Here is a 23,631-nt window from a genome sequence, read left to right on the forward strand (position 1 = left end):
TTTTGCCTATATGGAATATTTCGGCATTTCACCCAATATTTATCCGCTGTTGTTTGGTGCCAATGTTTTGCTTTATATGGTGCTGAACCGGTTTAATATGAAGCTTCTCAACCGATACGACCCAATACAGCTCATTCCGGTTGGGCTAACCCTGCAGGTTGCTGCCTCCTTCTCACTGGTGGTGTATACGGTGATGTTCGAACCTCAGTTTATTGTTGTTTATCTTCTGATTCTGATGAACATCTGTTCCATCAGCCTGATTGCTGCTAATGCGACCAGTTGTGCCCTGAAGTATTTTCCTGACGTGTCAGGTACAGCCAATGCCGTGATTGGTACCATGAACTTTGGGCTGGCAGGATTGACCGGGATCATAGCATCTCTGTTTCATGATGGTACGCTTCTGCCGATGGTTGTCACCATGCTGGTAGGGAGCTCCCTTTCTTTGCTGGCATTTACGGTGAGCAGACGGGTGCCGGAGCCTGATTTTGAACAGGCTCGCCACCGCCTCTGATAGCCTGCCTGCATAAGTTCTATCGAAACTTCCGATTAGAACTCTGATGCCCAGTCCGTAAAGTAGAGATTGCATATAATAAAACATCCACCTGAATGGAGGTTGGAATGAGCAAGACGTACTTGACTACCGCTAGTGGTGCCCCGGTTGCTGACGACAACAACAGTGTTTCTGCGGGAGAGCGAGGCTCACTGACATTTGACAATGTTCATCTGTTTGAAAAGCTTGCTCATTTTAACCGCGAAAGAATTCCAGAGCGTGTCGTTCATGCCAGGGGTTATGGAGCCTATGGTACATTTACCCTGAATAAGGACCTGTCCGACTATACAATCGCAGACTTTCTCAAGGATGCTGGTAAGAAAACGGATGTGTTTCTACGCTTTTCCACCGTAGCCGGTGGTCAGGATTCGGGTGATTACGTCAGGGATGTCAGAGGTTTTGCCCTGCGCTTTTATACAGAACAGGGTAACTACGATATCGTTGGTAATAATACGCCCGTGTTCTTTATTCGTGATCCGGCCAAGTTCCCTGACTTTATCCATTCGCAAAAGAAAGACCCGAAAACCAATCTGCCTAATCCTGCGCACCATTTTGAGTTCTGGGCAAACCATCCCCAGTCCATGCACCAGATTACCATTCTTATGTCAGACCGGGGTATTCCCAAGTCTCTGAGACATACTAACGGCTATGGCTCCCACACCCTGAGTCTGTGGAATAAAGACGGAGAGCGGTTCTGGGTTAAATGGCACTTCAAGACGAATCAGGGCATTGAAACGCTAACCAATGAGGAAGCCGAGAAGCAGCCTGCTGATGGTATGCAGAAAGATCTGGTAGAAGCAATCGACAAGGGCGATTTCCCCAGCTGGTCAGTGAAGATCCAGATTATGACGGATGAGCAGGCCAGGCAATGCAGCTTTAACCCGTTTGATCTGACCAAGGTCTGGCCTCACAGTGAGTTTCCATTAAAAGACATTGGTATACTGGAGTTGAATCGCAATGTTGATAACTACTTTGCTGAAACCGAGCAGGTAGCCTTTGCGCCTTCTAATCTGGTGCCAGGCGTTGGCGTATCACCCGATAAAGTGTTGCAGGGACGTCTTTTTGCTTATGCGGATGCACACCGTTATCGTCTCGGTGTGAATCATCAACAGATTCCTGTTAACAAGCCGTTGTGTCCGGTGCATCACTATCAGCGTGATGGTGCGATGGCGGGCGCCAGCGGTTGTCCTGTTACCGGACATCTGCAAAACGGTGACGTTAACTTTTATCCGAATGACCGTACTGATGCACCGGCTCCTGCGGCACAGTTTGGTGAACCTTCCATGCCTCTGGAAACCGATGCATGGCTGAAAGCTTATGACTCGTCAGATGAAGACAATTACTCTCAGGCAGGCAACTTGTACCGAATTATGTCTGAAGACCGGAAGCAACAGTTGGTGAGTAATATTGCCGGTGGCCTGAGTCAGGCAACGGAATCTGTTCAAAGTCGTATGATTGAGCACTTCACTCGTTGTGATGAAGACTATGGGCAACGCATTCAGGCTTTGCTGGAAGGGTAAGCAGGAAGTGACTGAATAAACAACGATAGCCCTTTGTATTGCACAAAGGGCTTTTTCGTAGTGCTAAGCAATGGTTATTGCTGCTTTGATAGTCGTGACTTTACACTGTCAACCACTCCACCCAGTCCGGGTCTTTCTCCCAGCTTTATGACATACAGTGGCTTTTCGGTGAATCTTGGAAAGTCTGCCTGAAAGTAGAATGTTTTACTGTTAACGATCAGTTCCTGATTCTTGGTCAGGCCAAGAAAGGCCACCACAATAATCACCAGCGTAAAAAAGAAGCGAAGCATTAGTTGAAATCCTGAAGTTGATTAATTCTATTCTGTAATAGTTTTAATCGACTTTTCCAGCTCTGCAAAATATGGATTCCATGTCAGCCTTGCGTGAATCTTATTTTCTTCGCGATAGCCCCAGGCCGAGTACCAGACCGTTTTAGCTGTTGGGCACTGTTCGTTGGCCTGAAGCGTCTGACCATTGTCACACATACGATAGCTGCCATTCTGGCCGTAGTAATCGTTGTCAGGCGCAAACAGGGCGTTCATATGTGAAAAATTGCTGATATTGAATTCAGGAATAGAACTTTCCAGGACTGATACTCTGGAGTCCTTTGTGTCCGGTGCCGTTCCGTACCAGATCAGCTGGCTGTCAGGGTGAGTAAACTGTGTTTCGAATAATGACAGTACGTTTTCAGCATCAATCACACTGTCGTTTTCACTGATGGTCATCAAGACAGGAAATGTCACCGGGTTTATATTCAGATCTGAACGTACCGTTTTACTGGTTTTGTAATACTCTCCTGCGCCGTTCACTGCCAATGAATCATAACGAACATAGTTATTGGCAAGGTCAATATCAGCCCAATCCTTAAAGTAAGACAGTGCCGGAGAGAGAGCCACCAGACTGCTTTTGGGTTTATAACCCGGAGAAAACAGCAGCATGCCTTTTACCGTATCGGCTTTTTGTTGTGTCGCCCAGCTGGTTACCAGATTTGCGCCGGTAGAAAAGCCTCCCAGCCAGAGCTGATCGACTTCTAAAGCCATTAAATCTGCATGATGAGAAACAGCATCCTCCCAGTCTTCCATGGTCACTTGAATAAGATCCGCCGGTTTGGAGCCATGACCAGGCAGTAGAATGGTTCTGACCAGAAAACCTTGTTGTGCCAGAAGCGGAGCGATATCAACAAAGGAGTATGGTGAGTCGCCCAAACCATGTACCAGCAGAATGCCTTTTGTCGGTGCGGTTTTATCGGACGGGTTATTTTTGACAGGTGCCAGCTCAAATGGACTGTTACTGTCCAGCTCAAGGCGTTTGTTTTGGGTAATGAATGCCCGGTTATGACTTAACCATTCGCGAGTGTCGTTTATATAGTCATGGAAAGTCGTTTGATTATAGGCGGGTTGGGAATCCGAAACAGTAAAAGCCGGGCTGTCAGGCGCCTGACTACAACCACTAAGGCTGAGAGCAAGAAGGAGGCTGGGTATGATGGGTCGATACAACATCTTCGTAATTATTTTTTAGATAAGCCGGTTAAGCCTGACTATACCAAAGTCTTTGGTCAGATAAAAAATTATGAAAATGCGAACGTTGCTGTTTGCCGTCGAAGCACAACAGGAAGGTCGTAGCTATTGTGCTTCGATGGCTGAGCTTTTACCACCAGGGTTTTCGTGGCTCAGGGCTTTCCAGTTGAAGGATTTCGCCAAACTTAGGTGTCAGCACCTGCTGGTTATGCTTTTTGCCTGCGGCAATGACTCTTTCCAAAGGCTCGTACCAGGCGTGTAAAGCCAGATCAAAGGTAGCGTTGTGTACTGGTACCATCCATTTTCCGCGAAGGTCTTTATGTGCCTGAACACTCTCTTCCGGAAACATATGAATGTTGGCCCACTCCTGGTGGTAAGCACCGGTTTCAATAAAGGTCAGGTCGAAGGGGCCATAGCGGTCGCCAATGGTTTTGAAACCATCAAAATAACCACTGTCACCGCTGAAAAAAAACCGTTCACTGTCTGTCATAATGACCCAGGAAGCCCATAAGGTTTTGTTTCTGTCCATCAGACCCCGGCCAGAAAAGTGCTGGGCAGGTGTAGCAACCAGCTTAATGTCACCATGAAGCGCCGATTCCCACCAGTCGAGTTCGGTGATTTTGTCTTCAGCAACCCCCCATGTCTGCATCAACTTTCCCACACCAAGCGGAACATAAAACTGTTTAACGCGGTTTTCAAGTTTCAGGATGGTGTCTTTATCCAAATGGTCATAATGGTCATGGGAAATAATGACACCCTCAAGATCAGGCAAAGCCTCAAGTTCTATCGGGGCTTCGTGAAAGCGTTTTGGTCCGGCCCACTGAACCGGAGAAGCCCGTTCAGAGAACACTGGATCCATCAGCCAGTAACCCTCATTCAGTCGAAGCAGGATTGACGAATGGCCCAGCTTGACGGCAAGAGTGCCTTCCAGTTTTTCCATGGCTGACAGAGTCAGAGGTTCAACAGGGATGGTCTGACTGGGAGTAGCGTCTGACGACTTTTCCCCCATGGTGCGCCACATGATTTTTGGAAAACTGCTGAGTCCGGCAGCTTTTTCGCCACTGGCATTTTGAAATTTGCCATTGCTGAGCAGGTCTGTACCCGTTATCCGAGAGTCAGCAAATGCATTAGAACTGATACCTACGGTCATGGCAATAACTCCAAAATAACTCAAAAGGCGTTGAAAATAGCGGCTTGATCGTGACATAGGGTGCGATATGGGTATGGTTCAAAAAGTAAACTGATGAGTTTAGTATAGGGAAGTCTTTCAGAAAGTAAACTGATAAGTGTAATATTGGTGTGTAAAGATTTTGAATGGCTTGAAAACTGCCAGGGTGAGTAATATGGCTGAAAAAACGCTGACAAGAAGTCAGCAGAAACGCGCTTCTATTCTTGAAGCGGCAACCAATGAGTTCAAAGAGAGGGGCGTTCAGGGTGCCAGTATGGACCGGATTTCAGAGCGAGCCGGAGTTTCAAAAAGAACAGTCTATAACCATTTTCCCAGTAAAGAAGAGCTGTTTCTGGATATTGCCAACAGCCTCTGGCAGCGTGTTAAGGCCGCAGAGTCTATGGAGTATGTTTCAGAAAGGCCATTGGCTGAGCAGCTGAAAGGTTTTGCACTGGCGACAATGAACTTATACGCAGTGGATGATTACATCTGTCTTTCCCGCTGCATTCTGGCTGAGTATATGCATTCAGAAACCCTTGCCAGGCAGGCTATGGCAAAGATCAGTGAAGATGACTCCGGTCTGGTACGCTGGCTGCAGGCAGGAATAAACGACAAACGATTGGTCAGTGGTGATCCGGAGTTTATGGCGACGCAACTCATTTATTTGCTGAAGGGGTTTGGTTTCTGGCCTCAGGCAATCGGGCATTCACCGCTATTAACACCTGAGCAGCAACAAGAGGTCGTTGAGTCTACCATCGCCATGTTTTTGAATCAGTATGAGTTGAAGGAGTAGAGTGTGAAACAGGAAAGCTATCAGGTGATTTATGATCGGGCCTGTGAACGCAAGGGTGGAGAGCGGGCTTTGGAAACACTGCTGGCAAAGCCTTTGTCACCGGCTCGGTTGCAGCGTATTCCTGATGACCGTTATCTGGCAGAGTTAACCCGCAAAGTCTTTCAGAGTGGTTTTGTATGGCGGGTGGTGGATCAGAAGTGGCAAGATTTTGAAGAGGTATTCTGGGGTTTCGATATTGAGAAACTGCTGATGATGCCCGATGACATGCTGGAACGAAAAGCCACCGATCCGAAAATCATACGACACCTGAGAAAGGTCTGGAGCATTCGGGACAATGCCCTGATGATCAGTGATGTTGCCCGCGAGCACGGCAGCTTTGGTCAGTTCATTGCCCAATGGCCGGAAGAGAATATCGTTGGTTTATGGATGTATCTTAAGAAACATGGTTCCCGGCTTGGAGGTAACACCGGCCCCTATGCGTTGCGCGCCATTGGTAAAGACTCATTTTTACTGACCCGGGATATTGAAGGGTACTTTAGAGCCATGAAAATCATTGATGGCAGCGTCAGCAGTCAGAAGAGCCTTAAAGCCATTCAGGGCTTTTTTAACCAGCTACATGACAGCAGTGGCCGCAGTTATACCGAACTCAGTCAATTATTGGCATTCGGGGTTGGAGAAAATCGGGTACAGGCAGAAGTTACTAATTAATTGCCTTTTCGATTTCTCTGTATTCCTTTTCCCGCAAGGCTTGGGCAAACTTATCGGTTTACCGGTTAATCGAGTCACGTGTAATGCTAGATACCCTGTTGTTTACAGCTGGAGTCACTCTGCCTGTTTGTATAATGCTACTGGCAGGTATTCTGTTAAAGAAGACAGGGTATATTGATGATCATTTTATAAGCGTTTCATCCCGCCTGGTGTTTAACTTTGGTCTGCCTGCTGTTCTTTTTTTCAGCCTTTCTTCTCTGGATCACAGTGAGCCGTTTGATGCGGATTTGCTGTTGTTCACCTGCGTGGTCACTATCGCCGGTTTCTTTCTTGCCTGGCTTCTGTCTCTGAAGGTTGTTGCGGCATGGCAGGATCGGGGCGTGTTTATACAGGGGGCTGCCCGTGGCAACCTGGCGGTTGTGGGGCTGGCTCTGGCCGGAAATATGTATGGCGAAGCCGGTATTGCACAACTGTCGTTAATGATGGCCATTACCATTCCTGTCTATAACATTCTGTCGATCATACTGCTGACGTATTACGGGCAGGATCGGTCACAGCAGGTCAGCCCCGCCAAACTGATCAAAGATATCGTTTCCAATCCGTTGATTATGGCCGTGTTTGCGGGTGTGCTATTCAGTACAAACGGGCTGGAGATCCCTGGTGTGATCGACAAAGTGGGCAACTATTTTGCCCAGATCACCCTGCCACTGGCTTTGTTGGGCGTAGGCGGTACGCTCAGTATCAGGGCGCTGGGAAAAACCAGTCATGTGTCGTTTTGGGCCAGCCTGTTCAAAGTGGCTGTACTGCCTGCTATTGCGGTGCCGGTTGCCATTCTTCTTGATTATGACCAGATGGAACTGGGCGTTCTGTTTCTGATGATGTCCTGTCCAACGGCAGCAGCCAGTTTCATCATGGCAAAAGCTTCCGGTGGAAACGGGGAACTGGCTGCTAATATTATCGTTTTGACCACTCTGGCATCCTTGCCAGCGGTCAGTATAGGGCTGTTTGCCATGAGGACTCTGGGGGTTATCTGAGATGTTATTGTCCGGCTGGCGCAAGCCCAGATTCTGGTTGTTACTCATCACGGTTACAGCTCTTTTTACCAACGCGGGCTGTACTAATCTGCCGAAAAACGTCCAGCGCACCGAGTCCCATGCGTTTACAACAACAGAAAATACGCTGATTGGCACACATATAAAGGAAACTCTGAAATCACACTCACAGAATGAAACGGGGTTTTATCCCCTTAGCAACGGCCTTGACGCAATGGCGACCAGACTAGCGCTGATTGATGCTGCCCAAAAAAGCATAGACGTTCAATACTATCTGTATAAGAACGACCTGGCGGGGCAACTGTTTACCAAACGACTGCTGCATGCCGCTGATAAAGGGGTCAGGGTCAGGATGCTGCTGGATGATCTGGGAGCGTCTGATAAAGATCGAATGCTATCGGTTCTGAATCAGCATCCGAACATTGAAGTCCGCTTGTTTAACCCGGTCACGACCCGAGGATTACTAAGAAGTCTCAATCTGGTCACCGATTTCAGCCGCATAAACCGCCGTATGCACAATAAGTCGTTTATTGTTGATAATCAGATTGCCATCATTGGTGGACGCAATATTGGCGATGAGTATTTCGATGCCAGTGTCGTTGAGTTTGCTGACCTTGATATGGTTCAGATTGGTGCAGCAGTGCCGGATATTTCGGTCGATTTTGATGAATACTGGAACAGTGATTACAGTTACCCGGCTGAAACCATTATTAAAGGGCATGATGTTTCCGATAAAAAGCGCACAAGGTTGATGCGGAAACTGGAAAAAGCCATGCAAACGCCGGAAGGGCAGCAGTATTTTATGCGTCTGCAGAATGCGCCGCTTATTGAGAATTTACGTAAAGGTGATTTGCAATGGTTCTGGGGGCAGGCCAGTGTCTATGCCGATATGCCTGATAAAATTGAACTGGTTGATATTGACAGCAGTATTCACCTGACACCCAGACTGGAGCCGTACTTTCAGAAAGCACAGGAAGAAGTGATCATGGTGTCGGCGTATTTTGTGCCAGGGAAAGAGGGCATGGCTTTTATACGCTCAATGGTCGAAAGAGGAGTTCGGGTTACCATTGTGACCAACAGCCTTGCTTCAACCGATGTGGCTCTGGTGCACACCGGTTATAGTCAGTATCGCTCTGAACTGCTTGATCTTGGCGTTGTTCTGATTGAAATGAAACCCAGTCTCAGTGAAAAGAAAAAGTTTATTCAGGGTTCCAGTAGCCGGGCCAGCCTGCATGCAAAAACCTACATTATTGATGGCAGTATTGTGTTTGTGGGGTCTCTTAACCTTGATCCCCGTTCCGTCAGGCTGAACACTGAAAACGGTGTGATTTATCATTCGCCGGAACTGGTCAGATACATGAAAGAAGAAATGCTCGGGGCGGACCGTAACCTGTACTGGTTACTCCAAAAAAATGGCAATACGATTGAATGGATCAATGGGCAGGGCGAAGTGGATGCCACTACGGATCCGGAAACGTCCTGGCTATTGCGCACAGGTATACGTCTGATGTCTATTTTTCCGATTGAAAGTCAATTGTAGACTATCCTGACTCCTGAAACATCAGTGTTTCAGGAGTTGTTCATGTCAAGCAGTACACATCCATACCCTCGCAGCTTTAGCCATATCGGCCTTTCTGTTCCCGACCTTGAAAAAGCGGTTGAGTTTTATACCGAGGTGTTGGGCTGGTATCTGATTATGCCGCCCACTGAAATCACAGAAGACGACAGTGCTATTGGTGTGATGTGCACCGATGTATTTGGCAGTGGCTGGGGTTCTTTTCGAATTGCCCATTTATCGACCGGGGATCGTATAGGGGTTGAAATTTTTCAGTTTCCTAACCATGAAACGCCCGATAATAATTTTGAATACTGGAAAACCAGCATCTTCCATTTTTGTGTTCAGGATCCGGATGTAGAAGGTCTGGCTGAGCGTATTGTTCGTCACGGTGGGAAACAGAGAATGCCGGTCAGGTACTATTTTCCGAATGAGAAGCCTTACCGAATGGTGTATATGGAAGACCCGTTTGGCAACATTCTTGAAGTGTATTCACACAGTTATGAGCTGACTTATTCGGCAGGGGCTTACGGTAGCTGATTGTTCAAGTGAAGCCTCTCTGTTGTTCTGCAAAACCACAACAGAGAGGCTCCTCTAATCTAAGACGGTTTCTAAGTGGTTTGTAGCATTACTTCCTGTTGAGCAGCCTTCAGTTTTGGCAGTTCTCTGGCAAAAACAGTTAATGTCACAATGCAGGCCAGTGCGTCGGACACAGGGAAGGCCAGCCAGACACCTTTCAGCTCGAACATCTGTGGCAACAGATACAGCATTGGAATCAGAATCAGCACCTGACGGCTGATGGTCAGGATAAAAGCGGCAACAGGTTTGCCCATGGCTTGAAAATAACCAGCGGCAATATTCTGAGCAGCAGCCAGTGGCATCAGAACCGTGATGGTTTTCAGCCCCTGAACACCCAGTTCCAGAACGGTTTCATCGCTGGTAAACAGTTTGATCAGGACTTCCGGAAAACTCCAGGCCAGAAACGCCAGAGTGGCAGACACAATCGTTCCGAACAAGATGGATTTGTAGACGACTTCCAGCACCCGGTCATACTGCTTCGCGCCATAGTTATAGCCTGCTATGGGTAAGAAGCCCTGAGTCATGCCAATGATCGGAACGAACAGCAGCGAGATGATTCTGTGCAAAACGCCGTAAACGGCTACGGCTACCGGGCCACCATAGAGATAAAGGCTCTGGTTCAGCAGTACTACCATGGCACTGCCTGAACCTTGTCGTCCAACCGTTGATGCGCCCAGAGACAGGGTTTCACGAATAATGGCTTTGTCCCATTTGAACGATTGGCGTTTGAATTTAAGATGGCTGCGCCCGCTCAAATAGAACAATACCAGATAGACTAATGCTGCCAGCTGTGAAATAACGGTTGCGATGGCTGCGCCTTTCAGCCCCATGTCCATATAAATGACAAACACGATATCCAGAATAATATTGATAGCAGACGACAGGCACATACCAATAACCGAATATTTGGTCAGACCTTCTGCACGAAGCATATTATTCATGCACATCCAGCTTCCCAGCAGCGGAATGCCGAAGAGAATAATGGAATAGTATTCCATGGCGTAGGGCAGAATCTCGCCACGTCCGCCAAACAGGGACAGAATTTCAGTGGCATAGAATCCGCACAGAACCGACACCGTTATACAAACAACTGCCGCCAGAGACAGTGCATTGCCAAAAGCCTGTTGTGCGGTTTTAAAGTCTTTTGCCCCAAGGCTGCGGGAGATAATGGATGATGCACCGACACCGATTCCCATGCCCAGGGTCGGTATCAGCATACTGACGGGCAGCACCACGGACATACCGGCAATTGCCATGGCACCGGCGTATTGACCGACGATAATTGTATCGATGATGTTGTACATCATCAGCACCAGAATGCCGGAGCAGGCTGGCAGAGTCATATTGATGAGTAATTTGCCAATAGGGGCACTACCCAACCGATTCAGTTGGCTCATAGAGATAGGCTTAGGTTGCGTGAACCTTTCTTCTTGAATTAATTAGTACAGAAGTCCATATGATAAAGAGAAATAGCAATGTATTGAGCTATCAGGAGGTAGGGGAAAGTGCGTAGGGGTTAATAACTGTCTGGTCAGATTTTTATAAAAAACTGGACTTAAAGCGACTTGCGTATTGGTTGATCGTCAACAAAAGCAAGTCCGTATAATCACCTGCGGCACCGAAATGGCTAGACCACAACAGTATGACAGGAGTATTGTAACCGATAGTGCTATGCATCTTTTCTGGCACAAAGGTTACTATACGACTCCGGTCAGCGAAATCATTAAAATCACAGGGCTTCAGGCGGTTAGCCTGTATTCAGCGTTTGGCAGTAAAGAAGGATTGTTGCTGGCAATGCTTAATCATTACACCGACCAGTTAGCGTCACGGACTTGAAAGAGCCAGGGCTGAATAACACAATGGATATTGACGGACTGGTCATCTTCGTAATGGGGGTTACCTGTTCCATTTCCATTATGGGACGACTGGCTCCCGGTAAAGAGCACATGCAGTCACTGGTCAGACCAGCACTGCAGGCGCTCTTTGTTTCTTAACGTTGTTTCTTAAAAATGTTTCTTAAATGTTGCACTCTTAACGCTTCACGGCCTATCTCATTATGCTGTTTTAACCTGAAGGTTTAAGCGGTACTGCACAAGATCTTCAATGGTCAGGACGGGCATATGATGTTGTCTGGCGAACTCGATCAGAGCCGGCAGGCGCATCATTGTTCCGTCTTCATGGGTTAACTCGCACAGCACGCCTGCCGGTTTTAAGCCTGCCATTGAGGCAAGGTCTACCGTTCCTTCCGTATGACCACGTCGTGTCAGCACACCACCGGGTTGAGCCCGCAGAGGAAAGACATGACCGGGACGGGCCAGATCTTCCGGACGGCAGCCGTCTGCGATAGCGGTTTTAATGGTGGTAACACGGTCAGCAGCAGAAACCCCGGTTGTGACTCCGACTCTGGCTTCAATGGTGACGGTAAAAGCCGTTCCATTCTTGCTGGTGTTGTCGGACACCATCGGTGGCAGGTCTAGCTGTCTGAGTTTTTCATCGGTCATACACAGGCAGACAATGCCACTGCATTCCCTGATCAGCAGTGCCATCTGGGGCGGGGTAATGGTTTCGGCAGCGAAGATCAGATCACCTTCGTTTTCCCGATCCTCATCATCAACGAGTACGACACCACGCCCTTCTTTTATGGCATTCAGGGCACTGATCACACGGTCTTCAGAGGTGCCGAAAGGTGAGAGTAGAGACTGATTCATGGTAGTGGTCCAGCATGGAGTAAAAAGGATTACCAGAATCAGGGCAAAGGAATAGACAGGCTCTGCTGGCCGAACTCATTTGAGCCGTGCTGCATACCTGAATGAACGAACACACTGGTTTCAGCCACAATACTGAAACCCTGGTTTATTCTCTTCCATCCGGACTGTAACCGTCGGCTCTGGTTTCGCACCAGATCTGCTGACCCTGTCGTGAGACATCAACGACAGGCGCTCGCGGGCTCTCTTTATTCGACGACATAAGTACTCAACCATATGAAATCATATTTTCTGACTCATTGTTCAGGTGCTCTCGGTAACTGCTCCTGCGTTACCCTATCTCCTGCATCCATGCAGTCGTGACTGCGTTGCAACTCTGGTCACATAGCTTGCTATGCTCCCGTCGTTGCGCCTTGCATAGCATCTGCCCAATAAGCCAGAAATATTCGATTCCATATGGCCGAGTACTTATTGAATAAAAAATACCGCCGGTGGGGAATTTCACCCCGCCCTGAGAATAGTTTTACCAGACGCGCGCGTCTGGTCTGCACATCCTAATAAAACCGGCGTTAAGGCTCAATAGTCTAAAAGAAGGAAATACAGACCCAGTAAAATGCCAGCCCGGCAATGACAGTGATCATCAGGCTATTGCTGATGCGGGAAACAATAAAGGCGACAATGGCAGACCAGAAAAACGCAACGTTAATGCCGTTCGAACCGTCTGGAGCCCGCACCAGAATGGTCTGAACAATAATGGCACTGAGTACTGCAACCGGAACGTACTTTAACGATCGCTCGATATTGGGTGGCAGTGTCCATCGACCAGAGGTCGCCAGCAAAACAAAACGAATTCCAAACGTTATGGCGGCCATACTCAAAATCAGTAACCACTCATTCACGATTCAGCCCCCCTTCGGATGAATGATCTTGAGACTTTATTGTTTTGGACAGGTTCAGGGTTTCCAGAATCAGTCCCAGAGAGACGCCCACTACAGAGGAAACAATCAAACCACTCTGGTAAGGCCAGTCGATGGTGAAAATTGCACACACTCCGGCGCTGATACCTGCCAGCCACATGGGACTGTAAACCATCGCAGGCGCAATAATGCCGACAAAAGCAACAATCATGGCGACTTCAAGTCCGAGATCAGTCATGCCGGGCAGGTTTTGCCCAAGGGTTAAACCGATCCAGCTGCACAGCAGCCAGTTGCTGTACATCAGTAGTGCCGAACCGGTGTAGTACCAGTACAACCCCTTTCCGTCCTGATGGGTACGCAGCCAGCCGGAGACAACCGCAAAGGTTTCATCGGTGAGCCAGAATGCCAGTTTGGCGCGGATGCTACTGCGCATGTGTCGTGTATGAGGCACCAGTGTCGCTGCGTAGAGCATATGGCGCAGGTTAACAAAAAACGTTGCCAATAGAATGGCTGGCCAGGCGGCGGCAGCTCCCAGCATGGAGACAGCAAGAAACTGCGCCGAACCGGCAAACACCAGTGCCGACATGCCTATGATGGCAAGGTCGGACATTCCGGCGGCTTTTGCCAGAACACCATAGAGAATGCCGAAAGGGACGGCTGCAAGAATCAGTGGCAGAGAGTGTTGAGCGCCCTGCAACAACAGGCGGGCAGGAGAAGGTGTCTGGTCAGGCATTGTTATTGTGTTGTTCGAAGCTTTTTTCAGAGCAATGACCTTACTCTTTTTAAGGAGTAAATACCATTTTCCTCAGCGGGTGAAGAAAATGGTAACGGCGAGCCTGAGAAACTATCGGGGGAGAAGTCTTTTACAGACCTCTGGGAGTCAGTGACAGCAGTGTTTTCTGAGCCAGCTTCAGTTCGTCACTCTTGAAGTCTTTTCTATGGAGCTGATCGATTTTGTTAAACAGAGCGTCAGTTAACTGCTCAGTCATCTGCGTCTGAAATCTGGGATGGTGTATGACTTCAGAAATACAATTGCTGTACAGCGAGTAAGTCACTTCAGGGTCATCTTCAGGTAGGTTGATGGCTTGTTCCAGCGATTTAAAGGCTTCGGAGTACTGACCCTGTTCCATTGATTTAACCGCCTGCTCCCTGAACCAGGCGGCCCCAACCGGGACGCCAAACTGTGCAAGGTCTCTCGACCAGATGCCCTGTTCGCAAAGGCTTTCCAGCTGTTCAAGAATGACCTTGGGTGAGGTGCCCTGTTTCTGCTCATCCTTCATAAAGCCCAGCCATGCCTCAATTTCGAGGTCAGCCATGGCTTCAGTGAAATCGTGGGGAACGCCTTTACGATGCTTCTTCGATAACTCAAGGGTGTCTATGGCAGCCTTGTAGTGTTCATTTCTGGCCTGAATAAAAATGGCAACAAACAGGGCCTTGCCCTTGGTTCCCTTAATTTTTACATCTTCATGGGTCAGTCCCCATTCAAGCAGCCCCGGTTCCATATCCGGAGCACCTTTATGAATATGGCCAAGCGCCCTGATAATCTGCTCCGGTGTGTATTCATGTTCCAGCATAAAGTTGAAAACAGAATAAAGTTGTTTCGGGTGGTTGTTCTCAATGGCCTGCTTCAGAAAACCATCCACCTGGTTTTTGGTGGCTTTCTCGGCAATGGCAGGAAAGTCATCATGACAGGTGGGCTTTCTTTCCGGTACAGGCTTATCAATGATGGAAACCGGTTCAATGGGCAGGCCTGTTTCTAGATCGTGTCCCAGGGCATTGGCTGCTTCTTCCAGCTTCATTGCATGCAGGTTACTGGCCGTGGGCTTCATAGAACTCTCCCTGTGCGGATATAAGGTATAAATTTGGCCTATTTCTTGTATTTCGGACTGATTGGCTTTTGATTAAGGCGATTGCTGGCTTTTTTACCGGTAGATAAAGGTTTCACCGTCTTATTGTGCAAAAGTCGGTTTTTTGTCATGAGACAAAAGTCGCAAGCAATTGTTGATAAGCTTTTTCTTTCGGCAACCGATGACTTATAAATCAGTTGCGAATCAGCAGGGTGACGGTTGTGGAAGATTATCAGTTAATTCTGACCGGTAAGCAGGTACTGGTGGCAGAGGACAACCCGGCGAACCGGATGGTCATGAAAAAACTGCTGAAAAAAGTTGGTATAGAGTTTGAGTTTGCTGAAAACGGTCAGCTGGCGTTGGAAAATTACCAGCAAAATCACGAACGTTTGCATCTGATTCTGATGGACTGTGAAATGCCGGTGATGGATGGTTACAACGCCACGGCAGTGATCAGGCAGTTTGAAGCCGAGTCGGGTCTGTCACGTAAGCTGATTATTGGGCTTAGTGCCCATGCCATAGATGATTTGAAAAACAAGGCCATTGAACAGGGTATGGACGATTACCTGACCAAGCCCATTGATCGTGATTTGCTGTACACAACGCTGGTCAAATACCTTTCCTGAAACAATACCTTTTAGGGCGCCATGAGCATTCCACCGGGCAAACCCGAAGGGACACCAGACAGTCCGGTCAGCTCTTCGGTTGAACAGGATTCAACGGAAGATGAAAGTGTCTCAGGGCACTTTCATTATAGAAAAGCCCAATCTATATCCGATTCTTCGGATTCAACTTCTCGAGCTCCCAAGGCACCTCCACGACGGGCGAGCTTCAGACGACTGTCATCAAGAGCAAAAATTCTGGAAGCACATCAGAAAGAGAAAGAGCTGCACCCAGAAGAGAACAAAGCTATTTCTGGCAGTATTCCTGTTCCCGGACGGTCTGCAACCCATAGAGACAAAGACTGGCAACACTCGTCAGGTTCACCCAATAGCGCAAGTCTGCAGGCATTTTTAACAGAGGTTGAACAGGACGATGTGGCAGCCTCACTGGGGCGTTTTGATCGGGCAGGCTCTGTCACTAGTGAAACCAGTTTGCCTGATATTCAGTCGAAGCCGTTTGAGTATGATCGCTTACTGATGTTCGTTAATCCTGATAACCCTAAAAGCCCGCTGTTTAAAGCGTTTAAAAAACATTTTTCGGTTTCATTTAAAGCAATGCCACCTTACGAGCAAAATCGTGTTTACAAATTTTGCCTGAGCAGGCTGAGTACGATTTGCTTCAACAGTGATCCAACAGAATCGGCTGCCAAAGGCTTTCTGACTTCATCACTGCAGGACTATAAGTCTGAAGTTTGTGAGCGTTTCAGCACCTGTTCCGCGCAATGTGAAGAGGCAGGCAAAGTCATTAGTGTTGAAGCACTGCTTATGAAGCTGGGGATAAAGGGCAAGACAGGCAGAGCCATTGCGGTAGCGGCTGAAAAATCCATTGAATGGTTGTCAGCTGGCTCTGAACAGCGGGCAGGCGGAATGGCAAACCCGATCCACCGGTGTTCCCAGTTAGAAAATGAAGCGTTTTATGTTGGGCTATACAGATATTATTTTTAATGCTTTAAATCGCAAAGTGAAGCCGGATACGCAGTGGTTAACGAAAGATTGAGACAAATAAAAAAGCTGGCAGCATTGTGTTATACCAATCGCAATAATTAGCTATTCTATTGCGCTGCCTTTTCAGCCGGTTATTCTGCGTTAGCATTCGTCGCCATAGCTACGGCTATGGCTCCTCACGCCGCCTTGCCTAACCGGCTGAAAAGGCATGCTCATCACGAAGCTAATTATTTTGATTGGTATTAAATGCTGCCAGCTTTCAGGTTTGGCTAATCGTTAATTCAGAGAATTAATTAGCCACAATATTCACCAGCTTACCCGGTACAACAATGACCTTACGAACGGTTTTGCCGTCGGTAAACTTGGTCACGTTTTCCTGTTCCAGAGCCAGCTTTTCAATGTCGTCTTTAGACATTCCTGCAGGTACTTCCAGTTTTGCACGCACCTTGCCGTTCACCTGAACCACCATAGTGATGGCGTCTTTCTTCAGGGCGGATTCGTCAAACACTGGCCAGCTGGCACCCACAACGGCTTCAGTATGACCCAGTGACTGCCAGATAGTGTGCATGGCATGCGGTGCAATCGGAGCCAGCATCAGTGTGGTGGCTTCCAGAGCTTCACGTACAACGGCACGTCCCTGATCGCTGCTGTCTTTGAACTTGGCCAGAGCGTTGTTCAGTTCCATGATCGCAGCAATCGCTGTGTTGAACGTCAGGCGGCGTGCGCAGTCGTCCGATACCTTTTTAATGGTTTCGTGAGTTTTACGACGCAGGTCTTTCTGTTCTTTGGTCAGTGCGTTCACATCCACTGCCGGAGCTTCACCACCGGCAACATGGTCGGCTACCTGTTTCCAGAAACGACGCAGGAAGCGGTGCGCACCTTCTACAGCACTTTCGGACCATTCCAGTGTCTGCTCGGGTGGCGCAGCAAACATGGTGTACAGACGAATCGTGTCGGCACCGTACTGGTCGATCATGGCCTGCGGGTCAATACCGTTGTTCTTGGACTTGGACATCTTGCTCATGCCCGCATGCTCAACGGCTTCACCGGTCTCTTTCAGAGTGGCTTTGGTCAGACGACCTTTGTCGTCAAATTCCATGTCAACGTCGGTTGGCGCAATCCACTGCTTAACGCCTTTGGCATCCAGCTTGTAGAAAGTATCGGCCAGAACCATGCCCTGACACAGCAGACGCTTGAACGGTTCGTCGCTGTTGACCAGACCTGCATCACGCAGCAGTTTGTGGAAGAAACGGGAGTACAGCAGGTGCATGACCGCGTGCTCGATACCACCGATATACTGATCCACTGGCAGCCAGTAGTTGGCAGCCGCCGGGTCCAGCATCCTGTCATCAGACTGTGGAGAACAGTAGCGGGCATAGTACCAGCTGGATTCCATAAAGGTATCAAAGGTGTCGGTTTCCAGAGTCGCCGCTGCACCGTTGTGAGAGGTTTTAGCCCACTCGGGATCAGCCTTGATCGGAGACTGCACGCCGTCCATTTCCACATCTTCCGGCAGCAGAACGGGCAGTTCTTCCAGAGGCACTGGAATTTCAGTACCGTCTTCCAGGTACTTCATCGGGATAGGCGCACCCCAGTAACGCTGACGGCTCACGCCCCAGTCACGCAGACGGTAGTTCACCTGCTTTTCGCCCTTGCCTTCGGCAATCAGTTTGTCGCAGATGGCATTGAATGCGGCTTCAAAGGTCATGCCGTCGAACTCGCCAGAGTTCACCAGTTTGCCTTTTTCGGTGAACGCAGCTTTGGACAGGTCGCACTCTTCGTCTGCGTTCAGTGGCTCAATCACCTGTTCAATGGGCAGACCAAAACGCTGGGCGAACTCATAATCACGCTGATCATGACCCGGAACCGACATCACCGCACCGGTGCCGTAATCCATCAGCACAAAGTTGGCAGCCCAGACGGGTACTTCACGACCTGTAATCGGGTGAATGGCGCGCAGACCGGTATCGACACCCATCTTCTCCATGGTGGCCATTTCTGCTTCAGTCACACCGTTGCTTTTGCACTCTTCAATGAAAGCAGCCAGCTTTTCATTGTTGGCAGCCGCCGCTTTTGCCAGCGGGTGTTCGGCAGCGACAGCCACATAAGTGATGCCCATCACGGTGTCCGGACGGGTGGTGTAGATCTGGAATGCTTCCGGAGCATCAGCCACCGGGTTAGCGACCTTAAAGGTCATTTGCACACCTTCGGAACGGCCGATCCAGTTGCGCTGCATCGCTTTAACCTGTTCAGGCCACTCTTCCAGCTTGTCCAGGTCTGCCAGCAATTCGTCGGCGTAATCGGTGATCTTGATAAACCACTGTGGCAGCTCTTTGCGCTCTACCAGTGTGTCACAGCGCCAGCAGCGACCGTCTTCCACCTGTTCGTTCGCCAGTACCGTTGCGTCGTTCGGGCACCAGTTAACGTTGGACATTTTTTTGTACACCAGACCTTTTTCATACAGCTTGGTGAAGAACCATTGTTCCCACTTGTAGTAGTCCGGTTTGCAGGTAGCCAGCTCACGATCCCAGTCGTAACCAAAGCCCAGACGCTTCAGCTGGCCTTTCATGTACTCGATGTTTTCGTAAGTCCACGGGGCAGGAGCGGTCTTGTTCTTGATGGCTGCGTTTTCCGCAGGCAGACCGAAGGCGTCCCAACCCATAGGCTGCATGACATTTTTGCCCTGCATGCGTTGATAGCGGGAAATCACGTCACCAATGGTGTAGTTGCGAACGTGACCCATGTGTAGTCGTCCACTGGGGTACGGGAACATGGAAAGGCAGTAGTATTTTTCCTTTCCTTCGTCCTCGGTCACAGCAAAGCTGTTGTTGTCTTCCCAGAATGACTGGGCCTCAGTTTCGATCTGATGCGGGTGGTAATGCTCTTCCATCATAGCTCTAGTACGAGAAACAGGTATTTGGAACGTTCGTTTAAAATCAGGCGTCCCCCGAAAATGATCTTTCAGAAGTCAGTTAGATTATAACGAGAGTTTGAGTATAAACCCGCAAGGATACATGAGTGAGAGATTAAGGGATAGCGTAAAGAGAAAGGATCATTGAGCAGGCTCCGCATCCGCCGATGCGGAGCCTGAAAAGCGCGTCGGGAATTACTGTTTGAACAGTTCGCCCAGCTTGCTGGCCAGCATCATGTTGCCTTCAGTGCGCAGTTTGCCGGTCATAAAGGCCTGCATACCGTTCACTTCACCGGTCATGATACCCACAAAGGTGCTGGTATCAGAAATCAGGCTAACGCTTGGGTTGTTGCTGGTGCCTTCCACGATGTCACAGGTACCGTCATTCACGTTGATGTGGAAGGGGTCGCCGTCAGTGATATTGAACTGAAAAACAATGTTCAGGCCAGCCGCTGCGTCTGCGTCAAAGCGCTCGGACAAGCCGCTGAGGATTTCCTGCATTTCTGCCATTGCTATTACTCCGTTGTTGTTATTGTGTTAGGACATTTTCAGTTGCCGGAGCCACTGAGAAAAGACGATCAGGTGTTCCGTTTCTGCCTGTCGTCACAGGTCAATGCAAAGATTGCCTGTTAGGGAATCTGAAGGCAAGGCTTTATTGCGCCAAATTCTGTGACGCAGGCACGGTTTGCATACATTAGTATTTAATTTTCGTCACTGCCGATGTTTATGATACTCATCCAGTCATTAAATGATAACAGCTAACCTGTGGCTGACTATCCGAATGGTCTCTAGTATGATCACCAGACTTCAGGCGTACGACACCAATAACATAATAAGGTGAATAACAGTGGAAGGCGTATACCAATCTGAGCATGTGCTGCTGGAACAGCAGGGACGTATTCTCACCATCAGGCTTAACCGCACCGATAAAAAAAATGCCCTGAGTGGTGACATGTATAAAGCCATGACTTCCGCTCTGGCTTATGCGGACGGTGAAGACTCGGTGTATGCCGTTTTGCTGACCGGCGATGACCAGTGCTTTACCGCCGGTAACGACATTGCCGACTTTCTTCAATCCGAACTGGGCAATAACGCGCCGGTCATGCTGTTTCTGCGTCAGTTGATTGATTTTGAAAAACCGCTGGTGGCGGCAGTGAATGGTGTAGCTGTCGGTATTGGTATCACCATGCTGTTGCACTGTGATCTGGTGTATGTCGGTGAAAACACACGCTGTCGTCTGCCGTTTGTGAACCTTGGACTGGTGCCGGAAGCTGCTTCCAGTCTGTTGCTGCCGAACATTATGGGTCACCAGAGAGCCGCCGAGCTGTTGATGCTGGGTGATTTTTTCGACGGCAGAAAAGCCATGGATTATGGTATTGCCAATGAAGCATTGCCTGATGGTGAAGCTGTTATGCAAAGAGCAGTGGAACAGGTCAACAAGCTGGCTAACCAGCCCAGAGAGGCGTTACGGCTTACCCGCAGACTACTGAAAAAACGGGAGTACGATCCGGTAGAACACCGGATCGGCGAAGAAGGTATGATGTTTGCCAAACAGCTTCGTTCAAAGGAAGCCATGGACATCATGCAGGCATTTTTCAAAGGGGGCTGAATGCCCCTGCTGTCAGAAATAACCTTTGATGGATTCCACTTCAATGGAATACAGGGTATCGGTGTATTCCGAGGTGTTTTTCTCGACCCGCAGTGTTCCGGTGACCCAGTAGGGTGTGTAACCCGCTTCGGTCACCTTGATGCCTTTGTCGTATTTAATGTAGATCGTCTGGTTGGGGGGCGGAGGCGGCACGTGAATACAGGCGCCCGCCGATGGTACCAGCAGCAACTCTGTGGCGTTCTGGTTTTTGTCCATATTCAGGGGCACCAGAAAGCCTGGCATTTTGCCATAGGTTTTATCCAGCTTATCCACAGCGGTATTGCCCAGCTTCTCCAGATAGGCGATTACCGCGTCGCGATCCATTTTGCCCTTCTGGTAATCTTCCACCACTTTCGGGTCTGGCTCCGGCATCAGGTCGCGCCAGTCCAGTTCACGGACTTCTGCCTTTGACTCGGCTTTGGCCAACTTTTCAGGGACTGGCTGTTTATTGGTATCGACCGGTCTGGCCTGAGATTCGCTCACTGACAAAGTGGCTGACAAAGTGGCTGACAAAGCCAGAGTCAGAATGAGTAATCCTTGTTTCATCGTTTTTATTCCTGTTTCAAAGACGAACGGTCAGGCCGTCTGCCAGCGAGTTTCTATAGGCGCGCCAGGCGGGAATGATTCCCAGGATGGTCGCACTGCCTATCACAATGCTGGCTATCAACCACTCTACAGCGCCAGGGGCTGTGATCGCCAGATAGAAGCCAAAATACTTTTGCAACGACGGTTGAACCGCAAACAGAAGACCATACTGCAAGGCAAACCCCAGTGCGGTGCCGGCTATGGCATAAATCAGTGACTCACTGACCATTAACGCAAAGATATGTCCGGGGCGGGCACCGACAGATCGTAAAATAGCCATTTCCCGTCGCCTTTCGTTCAGAGACGTGAGAATGGTGGTCAGCATCCCGATCAGCCCTGCCAGCACCACCATCACGGAAACCGCCAGCAAAGCTTTTTCTGCCGAGCCAACAAGCCGCCATAATTCCTGCAAGGCGACGCCGGGCAAAATGGCAGATAACGCTTCCTGACGATAATCGTTAATCATGCGCTGGTAGCGAAAGGCAGCCACCCTTGATTTCAGACCCACAAAGTAAGCGGTAATGCTGGTGGGTTGCAGATCCATCTGCCGGGTTCTGTCTGCCGAAATAGTAAAACCGGGAATCGGTGGTGCACCGCTGACCCAGTCAATATGCAGGGCTTCAATACCTTCCAGCGAGATCATAATCACCCGATCCATAGGCGTGCCGGTTGGTTCAAGAATACCGCTGATAACAAACGGTTTGTCGTCGTGCTCCTGCAATGAAGTCGCTTCAACACCATGGCTCAGGGTAATGGGCTGCCCGACGGAATAACCCAGCGCCAGAGCCACTTCTGAACCAATGACCGCATCGTACAGGTCGTCAAACGCTGCACCGGATTTGAACGACAATGATTGATCATTGGCGTAACGGTAATGATCAAACATCCCCTGAGTAGTACCAACCACCCGATAACCCTGATGGGAGTCACCCAGTGCAATAGGCACTGTCCATGCCACTGCCGGATTGGAAGACAGCTCTTCGTAGGTCTGCCAGGTAATGTTGTTGGTGGCATTGCCAATATGAAACACCGAATACAGCAGCAAGTTGATCGAACTGCTACGGGCTCCGACAATCAGGTCGGTACCGGAAATGGTGCTGGTGAAACTGTTTTTGGCTTCAACCCTGACTCGCTCAACCCCCAGCAGCAGGGCAACACTGACCGCGATGGAAAAAATGGTCAGTACCGCAGTGGTTTTGCGGTTACGCAGGCTCTTTAATGCCAGACTGGCTATGCTCATAAATCGCCTCCGGTGCTTGAGCCTGAACGGGCATGGTTGATTTCATGCAGCGCAATGGTGCGGTCAAACAGCTGTTCCAGAGTCGGATCGTGGCTGACAAACACCAGCGTGTTTTCAGCGGCTTCACATTCTTCAAACAGCAGTTGAATAAAGGCTTCGCGGGTATCGGTATCGAGTGCCGAGGTCGGTTCATCGGCAATCACTATGCCGGGTCGACCAATCATGGCTCTGGCTGCGGCAACACGCTGCTGTTGTCCGATACTGAGTTCGGTGACACTGTTATTCAGTTGCTTTTGGTCGTTTAATCCAAGATGCGACAGTAGACGTAAGGCTTCCTGACGAGCATCTGAGCCGGACTGTTTAACCTGTTGTTGTCGTTGCTGGGAAAAGCTCAGTGGCAGAGTCACATTATCCACTAACGATAGATAAGGAATCAGGTTGAACATCTGGAAAATAAAACCGATATGGTTGGCGCGGAAATGATCCCGCTGCGCCGGGGACAAACTGCACAGGTTGGTTCCCAGCACATCGACTGATCCCCGTTCAGGCACCAGTACGCCACCCAGAAGGCCCAGCAACGTGGTTTTACCAGAGCCGGAAGGCCCCCGGATAAAGACCTTTTCGCCCCGGTAAATAGTGAGCTGGCTGATGTCCAGAACCGTAGAGCCCTGCTTCCAACTGAACTGAACCTGATCCAGTTCAATAACCGGTGAACGGGAATCCGTCATA

The 23,631-nt window shown here is 49.2% G+C and carries 25 protein-coding genes; 12 read left to right on the forward strand and 13 right to left on the reverse strand.

The features are described from left to right. The first annotated feature begins 10 nt into the window (after positions 1 to 10). Both EZMO1_RS04850 and EZMO1_RS04855 read left to right on the forward strand, forming a co-directional pair. Positions 11 to 511 carry an MFS transporter gene (locus EZMO1_RS04850; RefSeq protein ID WP_051789835.1) on the forward strand — a complete coding sequence of 167 codons (501 nt, stop codon included), beginning with the start codon at positions 11 to 13 and terminating at the stop codon, positions 509 to 511. A 107-nt stretch (positions 512 to 618) separates the two neighbouring features. Then, a complete protein-coding gene (locus tag EZMO1_RS04855; protein WP_034875066.1) occupies positions 619 to 2,070 on the forward strand; it encodes a catalase in 1,452 nt (483 codons plus the stop codon). 74 nt (positions 2,071 to 2,144) lie between these two features. Here the strand turns inward: EZMO1_RS04855 and EZMO1_RS04860 are convergent, their stop codons facing one another. From EZMO1_RS04860 to EZMO1_RS04870, 3 genes are all read right to left on the reverse strand, one after another. Further along, complete coding sequence (locus tag EZMO1_RS04860; protein WP_034875065.1) at positions 2,145 to 2,360, reverse strand: hypothetical protein; 216 nt, start codon at positions 2,358 to 2,360, stop codon at positions 2,145 to 2,147. A gap of 27 nt (positions 2,361 to 2,387) precedes the next feature. Then, positions 2,388 to 3,569, reverse strand: a complete 1,182-nt coding sequence (locus EZMO1_RS04865; protein WP_034875062.1) for an alpha/beta hydrolase — start codon at positions 3,567 to 3,569, stop codon at positions 2,388 to 2,390. Positions 3,570 to 3,717: 148 nt separating this feature from the next. Next, positions 3,718 to 4,737: an MBL fold metallo-hydrolase gene (locus tag EZMO1_RS04870; RefSeq protein ID WP_034875693.1), complete on the reverse strand. Its 1,020-nt coding sequence runs from the start codon at positions 4,735 to 4,737 to the stop codon at positions 3,718 to 3,720. 193 nt (positions 4,738 to 4,930) lie between these two features. Between EZMO1_RS04870 and EZMO1_RS04875 the strand changes: the two genes are divergently transcribed. From EZMO1_RS04875 to EZMO1_RS04895, 5 genes are all read left to right on the forward strand, one after another. Continuing rightward, on the forward strand, positions 4,931 to 5,548 hold the full coding sequence (locus tag EZMO1_RS04875) for a TetR/AcrR family transcriptional regulator (protein ID WP_034875059.1): 618 nt from the start codon (positions 4,931 to 4,933) through the stop codon (positions 5,546 to 5,548). A 3-nt stretch (positions 5,549 to 5,551) separates the two neighbouring features. Further along, positions 5,552 to 6,256 carry a DNA-3-methyladenine glycosylase I gene (locus tag EZMO1_RS04880; protein ID WP_034875057.1) on the forward strand — a complete coding sequence of 235 codons (705 nt, stop codon included), beginning with the start codon at positions 5,552 to 5,554 and terminating at the stop codon, positions 6,254 to 6,256. A gap of 134 nt (positions 6,257 to 6,390) precedes the next feature. Continuing rightward, complete coding sequence (locus EZMO1_RS04885) at positions 6,391 to 7,290, forward strand: AEC family transporter (protein WP_051789833.1); 900 nt, start codon at positions 6,391 to 6,393, stop codon at positions 7,288 to 7,290. Between the two features lie 232 nt (positions 7,291 to 7,522). After that, positions 7,523 to 8,848 (forward strand): phospholipase D family protein, encoded by a 1,326-nt coding sequence (locus tag EZMO1_RS04890; RefSeq protein WP_160174045.1) that lies wholly within the window; start codon positions 7,523 to 7,525, stop codon positions 8,846 to 8,848. Positions 8,849 to 8,890: 42 nt separating this feature from the next. Beyond that, positions 8,891 to 9,403 carry a lactoylglutathione lyase family protein gene (locus tag EZMO1_RS04895; protein WP_034875053.1) on the forward strand — a complete coding sequence of 171 codons (513 nt, stop codon included), beginning with the start codon at positions 8,891 to 8,893 and terminating at the stop codon, positions 9,401 to 9,403. A gap of 71 nt (positions 9,404 to 9,474) precedes the next feature. On the opposite strand, the gene EZMO1_RS04900 is transcribed toward EZMO1_RS04895, so the two are convergent. Beyond that, positions 9,475 to 10,839 carry an MATE family efflux transporter gene (locus EZMO1_RS04900; RefSeq protein WP_034875051.1) on the reverse strand — a complete coding sequence of 455 codons (1,365 nt, stop codon included), beginning with the start codon at positions 10,837 to 10,839 and terminating at the stop codon, positions 9,475 to 9,477. Between the two features lie 226 nt (positions 10,840 to 11,065). On the opposite strand from EZMO1_RS04900, the gene EZMO1_RS25305 reads away from it, so the two are divergent. Both EZMO1_RS25305 and EZMO1_RS27745 read left to right on the forward strand, forming a co-directional pair. Beyond that, positions 11,066 to 11,278, forward strand: a complete 213-nt coding sequence (locus tag EZMO1_RS25305; protein WP_145912473.1) for a TetR/AcrR family transcriptional regulator — start codon at positions 11,066 to 11,068, stop codon at positions 11,276 to 11,278. A gap of 23 nt (positions 11,279 to 11,301) precedes the next feature. Then, complete coding sequence (locus EZMO1_RS27745) at positions 11,302 to 11,436, forward strand: hypothetical protein (protein ID WP_269077867.1); 135 nt, start codon at positions 11,302 to 11,304, stop codon at positions 11,434 to 11,436. Positions 11,437 to 11,496: 60 nt separating this feature from the next. Here the strand turns inward: EZMO1_RS27745 and ribB are convergent, their stop codons facing one another. The 4 genes from ribB to EZMO1_RS04920 all read right to left on the reverse strand — a co-directional run bounded on the left by ribB (position 11,497) and on the right by EZMO1_RS04920 (position 14,893). Beyond that, the gene (ribB, locus tag EZMO1_RS04905) at positions 11,497 to 12,150 is read right to left on the reverse strand and encodes a 3,4-dihydroxy-2-butanone-4-phosphate synthase (protein WP_034875049.1); all 654 of its coding nucleotides are present in this window, start codon (positions 12,148 to 12,150) and stop codon (positions 11,497 to 11,499) included. Between the two features lie 581 nt (positions 12,151 to 12,731). Beyond that, entirely contained in the window at positions 12,732 to 13,046 is a 315-nt protein-coding gene (locus EZMO1_RS04910; RefSeq protein WP_034875046.1) for an AzlD domain-containing protein, read from the reverse strand. Continuing rightward, entirely contained in the window at positions 13,039 to 13,797 is a 759-nt protein-coding gene (locus EZMO1_RS04915; protein WP_034875044.1) for an AzlC family ABC transporter permease, read from the reverse strand. The genes EZMO1_RS04910 and EZMO1_RS04915 overlap by 8 nt, the downstream gene beginning before the upstream one ends. Positions 13,798 to 13,927: 130 nt before the next feature. Continuing rightward, the gene (locus EZMO1_RS04920; protein ID WP_034875043.1) at positions 13,928 to 14,893 is read right to left on the reverse strand and encodes a tetratricopeptide repeat protein; all 966 of its coding nucleotides are present in this window, start codon (positions 14,891 to 14,893) and stop codon (positions 13,928 to 13,930) included. A 239-nt stretch (positions 14,894 to 15,132) separates the two neighbouring features. Between EZMO1_RS04920 and EZMO1_RS04925 the strand changes: the two genes are divergently transcribed. Together EZMO1_RS04925 and EZMO1_RS04930 are read left to right on the forward strand one after the other, a co-directional pair. Next, positions 15,133 to 15,537 carry a response regulator gene (locus EZMO1_RS04925; protein WP_034875042.1) on the forward strand — a complete coding sequence of 135 codons (405 nt, stop codon included), beginning with the start codon at positions 15,133 to 15,135 and terminating at the stop codon, positions 15,535 to 15,537. 21 nt (positions 15,538 to 15,558) lie between these two features. Beyond that, positions 15,559 to 16,518: a hypothetical protein gene (locus EZMO1_RS04930; protein ID WP_034875041.1), complete on the forward strand. Its 960-nt coding sequence runs from the start codon at positions 15,559 to 15,561 to the stop codon at positions 16,516 to 16,518. A gap of 289 nt (positions 16,519 to 16,807) precedes the next feature. On the opposite strand, the gene leuS is transcribed toward EZMO1_RS04930, so the two are convergent. Both leuS and EZMO1_RS04940 read right to left on the reverse strand, forming a co-directional pair. Then, positions 16,808 to 19,408 carry a leucine--tRNA ligase gene (gene leuS, locus EZMO1_RS04935; protein WP_034875689.1) on the reverse strand — a complete coding sequence of 867 codons (2,601 nt, stop codon included), beginning with the start codon at positions 19,406 to 19,408 and terminating at the stop codon, positions 16,808 to 16,810. Positions 19,409 to 19,624: 216 nt separating this feature from the next. Further along, complete coding sequence (locus EZMO1_RS04940; protein ID WP_034875040.1) at positions 19,625 to 19,939, reverse strand: SCP2 sterol-binding domain-containing protein; 315 nt, start codon at positions 19,937 to 19,939, stop codon at positions 19,625 to 19,627. 337 nt (positions 19,940 to 20,276) lie between these two features. On the opposite strand from EZMO1_RS04940, the gene EZMO1_RS04945 reads away from it, so the two are divergent. After that, complete coding sequence (locus tag EZMO1_RS04945) at positions 20,277 to 21,038, forward strand: enoyl-CoA hydratase (RefSeq protein WP_034875039.1); 762 nt, start codon at positions 20,277 to 20,279, stop codon at positions 21,036 to 21,038. Positions 21,039 to 21,050: 12 nt separating this feature from the next. Here EZMO1_RS04945 and EZMO1_RS04950 read toward each other — a convergent pair whose 3' ends face one another. From EZMO1_RS04950 to EZMO1_RS04960, 3 genes are read right to left on the reverse strand one after another with little or no spacing between them, the layout of a single operon-like run. Next, positions 21,051 to 21,623, reverse strand: a complete 573-nt coding sequence (locus EZMO1_RS04950; RefSeq protein WP_051789829.1) for a DUF3299 domain-containing protein — start codon at positions 21,621 to 21,623, stop codon at positions 21,051 to 21,053. 16 nt (positions 21,624 to 21,639) lie between these two features. Then, positions 21,640 to 22,902, reverse strand: a complete 1,263-nt coding sequence (locus tag EZMO1_RS04955; RefSeq protein ID WP_034875038.1) for an ABC transporter permease — start codon at positions 22,900 to 22,902, stop codon at positions 21,640 to 21,642. Beyond that, positions 22,899 to 23,630 (reverse strand): ABC transporter ATP-binding protein, encoded by a 732-nt coding sequence (locus tag EZMO1_RS04960; RefSeq protein WP_034875037.1) that lies wholly within the window; start codon positions 23,628 to 23,630, stop codon positions 22,899 to 22,901. Before EZMO1_RS04960 ends, EZMO1_RS04955 begins: the two co-directional genes overlap by 4 nt. Between the last annotated feature and the right edge of the window lies 1 nt (position 23,631).

Origin of the sequence: Endozoicomonas montiporae CL-33, from assembly GCF_001583435.1 — a bacterium.
Taxonomy (GTDB): Bacteria; Pseudomonadota; Gammaproteobacteria; order Pseudomonadales; family Endozoicomonadaceae; genus Endozoicomonas_A; species Endozoicomonas_A montiporae.

Excerpts from the sequence above, each read along its gene's own strand:
- EZMO1_RS04950 (WP_051789829.1), bottom strand. The coding sequence starts at position 21,623 with ATGAAACAAGGATTACTCATTCTGACTCTGGCTTTGTCAGCCACTTTG.
- EZMO1_RS25305 (WP_145912473.1), top strand. The coding sequence starts at position 11,066 with ATGGCTAGACCACAACAGTATGACAGGAGTATTGTAACCGATAGTGCT.
- EZMO1_RS04875 (WP_034875059.1), top strand. The coding sequence starts at position 4,931 with ATGGCTGAAAAAACGCTGACAAGAAGTCAGCAGAAACGCGCTTCTATT.
- EZMO1_RS04930 (WP_034875041.1), top strand. The coding sequence starts at position 15,559 with ATGAGCATTCCACCGGGCAAACCCGAAGGGACACCAGACAGTCCGGTC.
- EZMO1_RS27745 (WP_269077867.1), top strand. The coding sequence starts at position 11,302 with ATGGATATTGACGGACTGGTCATCTTCGTAATGGGGGTTACCTGTTCC.
- EZMO1_RS04915 (WP_034875044.1), bottom strand. The coding sequence starts at position 13,797 with ATGCCTGACCAGACACCTTCTCCTGCCCGCCTGTTGTTGCAGGGCGCT.
- ribB (WP_034875049.1), bottom strand. The coding sequence starts at position 12,150 with ATGAATCAGTCTCTACTCTCACCTTTCGGCACCTCTGAAGACCGTGTG.
- EZMO1_RS04955 (WP_034875038.1), bottom strand. The coding sequence starts at position 22,902 with ATGAGCATAGCCAGTCTGGCATTAAAGAGCCTGCGTAACCGCAAAACC.
- EZMO1_RS04895 (WP_034875053.1), top strand. The coding sequence starts at position 8,891 with ATGTCAAGCAGTACACATCCATACCCTCGCAGCTTTAGCCATATCGGC.
- EZMO1_RS04960 (WP_034875037.1), bottom strand. The coding sequence starts at position 23,630 with ATGACGGATTCCCGTTCACCGGTTATTGAACTGGATCAGGTTCAGTTC.
- EZMO1_RS04870 (WP_034875693.1), bottom strand. The coding sequence starts at position 4,737 with ATGACCGTAGGTATCAGTTCTAATGCATTTGCTGACTCTCGGATAACG.
- EZMO1_RS04865 (WP_034875062.1), bottom strand. The coding sequence starts at position 3,569 with ATGTTGTATCGACCCATCATACCCAGCCTCCTTCTTGCTCTCAGCCTT.
- EZMO1_RS04855 (WP_034875066.1), top strand. The coding sequence starts at position 619 with ATGAGCAAGACGTACTTGACTACCGCTAGTGGTGCCCCGGTTGCTGAC.
- EZMO1_RS04885 (WP_051789833.1), top strand. The coding sequence starts at position 6,391 with ATGCTACTGGCAGGTATTCTGTTAAAGAAGACAGGGTATATTGATGAT.
- EZMO1_RS04940 (WP_034875040.1), bottom strand. The coding sequence starts at position 19,939 with ATGGCAGAAATGCAGGAAATCCTCAGCGGCTTGTCCGAGCGCTTTGAC.
- EZMO1_RS04890 (WP_160174045.1), top strand. The coding sequence starts at position 7,523 with ATGGCGACCAGACTAGCGCTGATTGATGCTGCCCAAAAAAGCATAGAC.
- leuS (WP_034875689.1), bottom strand. The coding sequence starts at position 19,408 with ATGGAAGAGCATTACCACCCGCATCAGATCGAAACTGAGGCCCAGTCA.
- EZMO1_RS04860 (WP_034875065.1), bottom strand. The coding sequence starts at position 2,360 with ATGCTTCGCTTCTTTTTTACGCTGGTGATTATTGTGGTGGCCTTTCTT.
- EZMO1_RS04920 (WP_034875043.1), bottom strand. The coding sequence starts at position 14,893 with ATGAAGCCCACGGCCAGTAACCTGCATGCAATGAAGCTGGAAGAAGCA.
- EZMO1_RS04850 (WP_051789835.1), top strand. The coding sequence starts at position 11 with ATGGAATATTTCGGCATTTCACCCAATATTTATCCGCTGTTGTTTGGT.
- EZMO1_RS04900 (WP_034875051.1), bottom strand. The coding sequence starts at position 10,839 with ATGAGCCAACTGAATCGGTTGGGTAGTGCCCCTATTGGCAAATTACTC.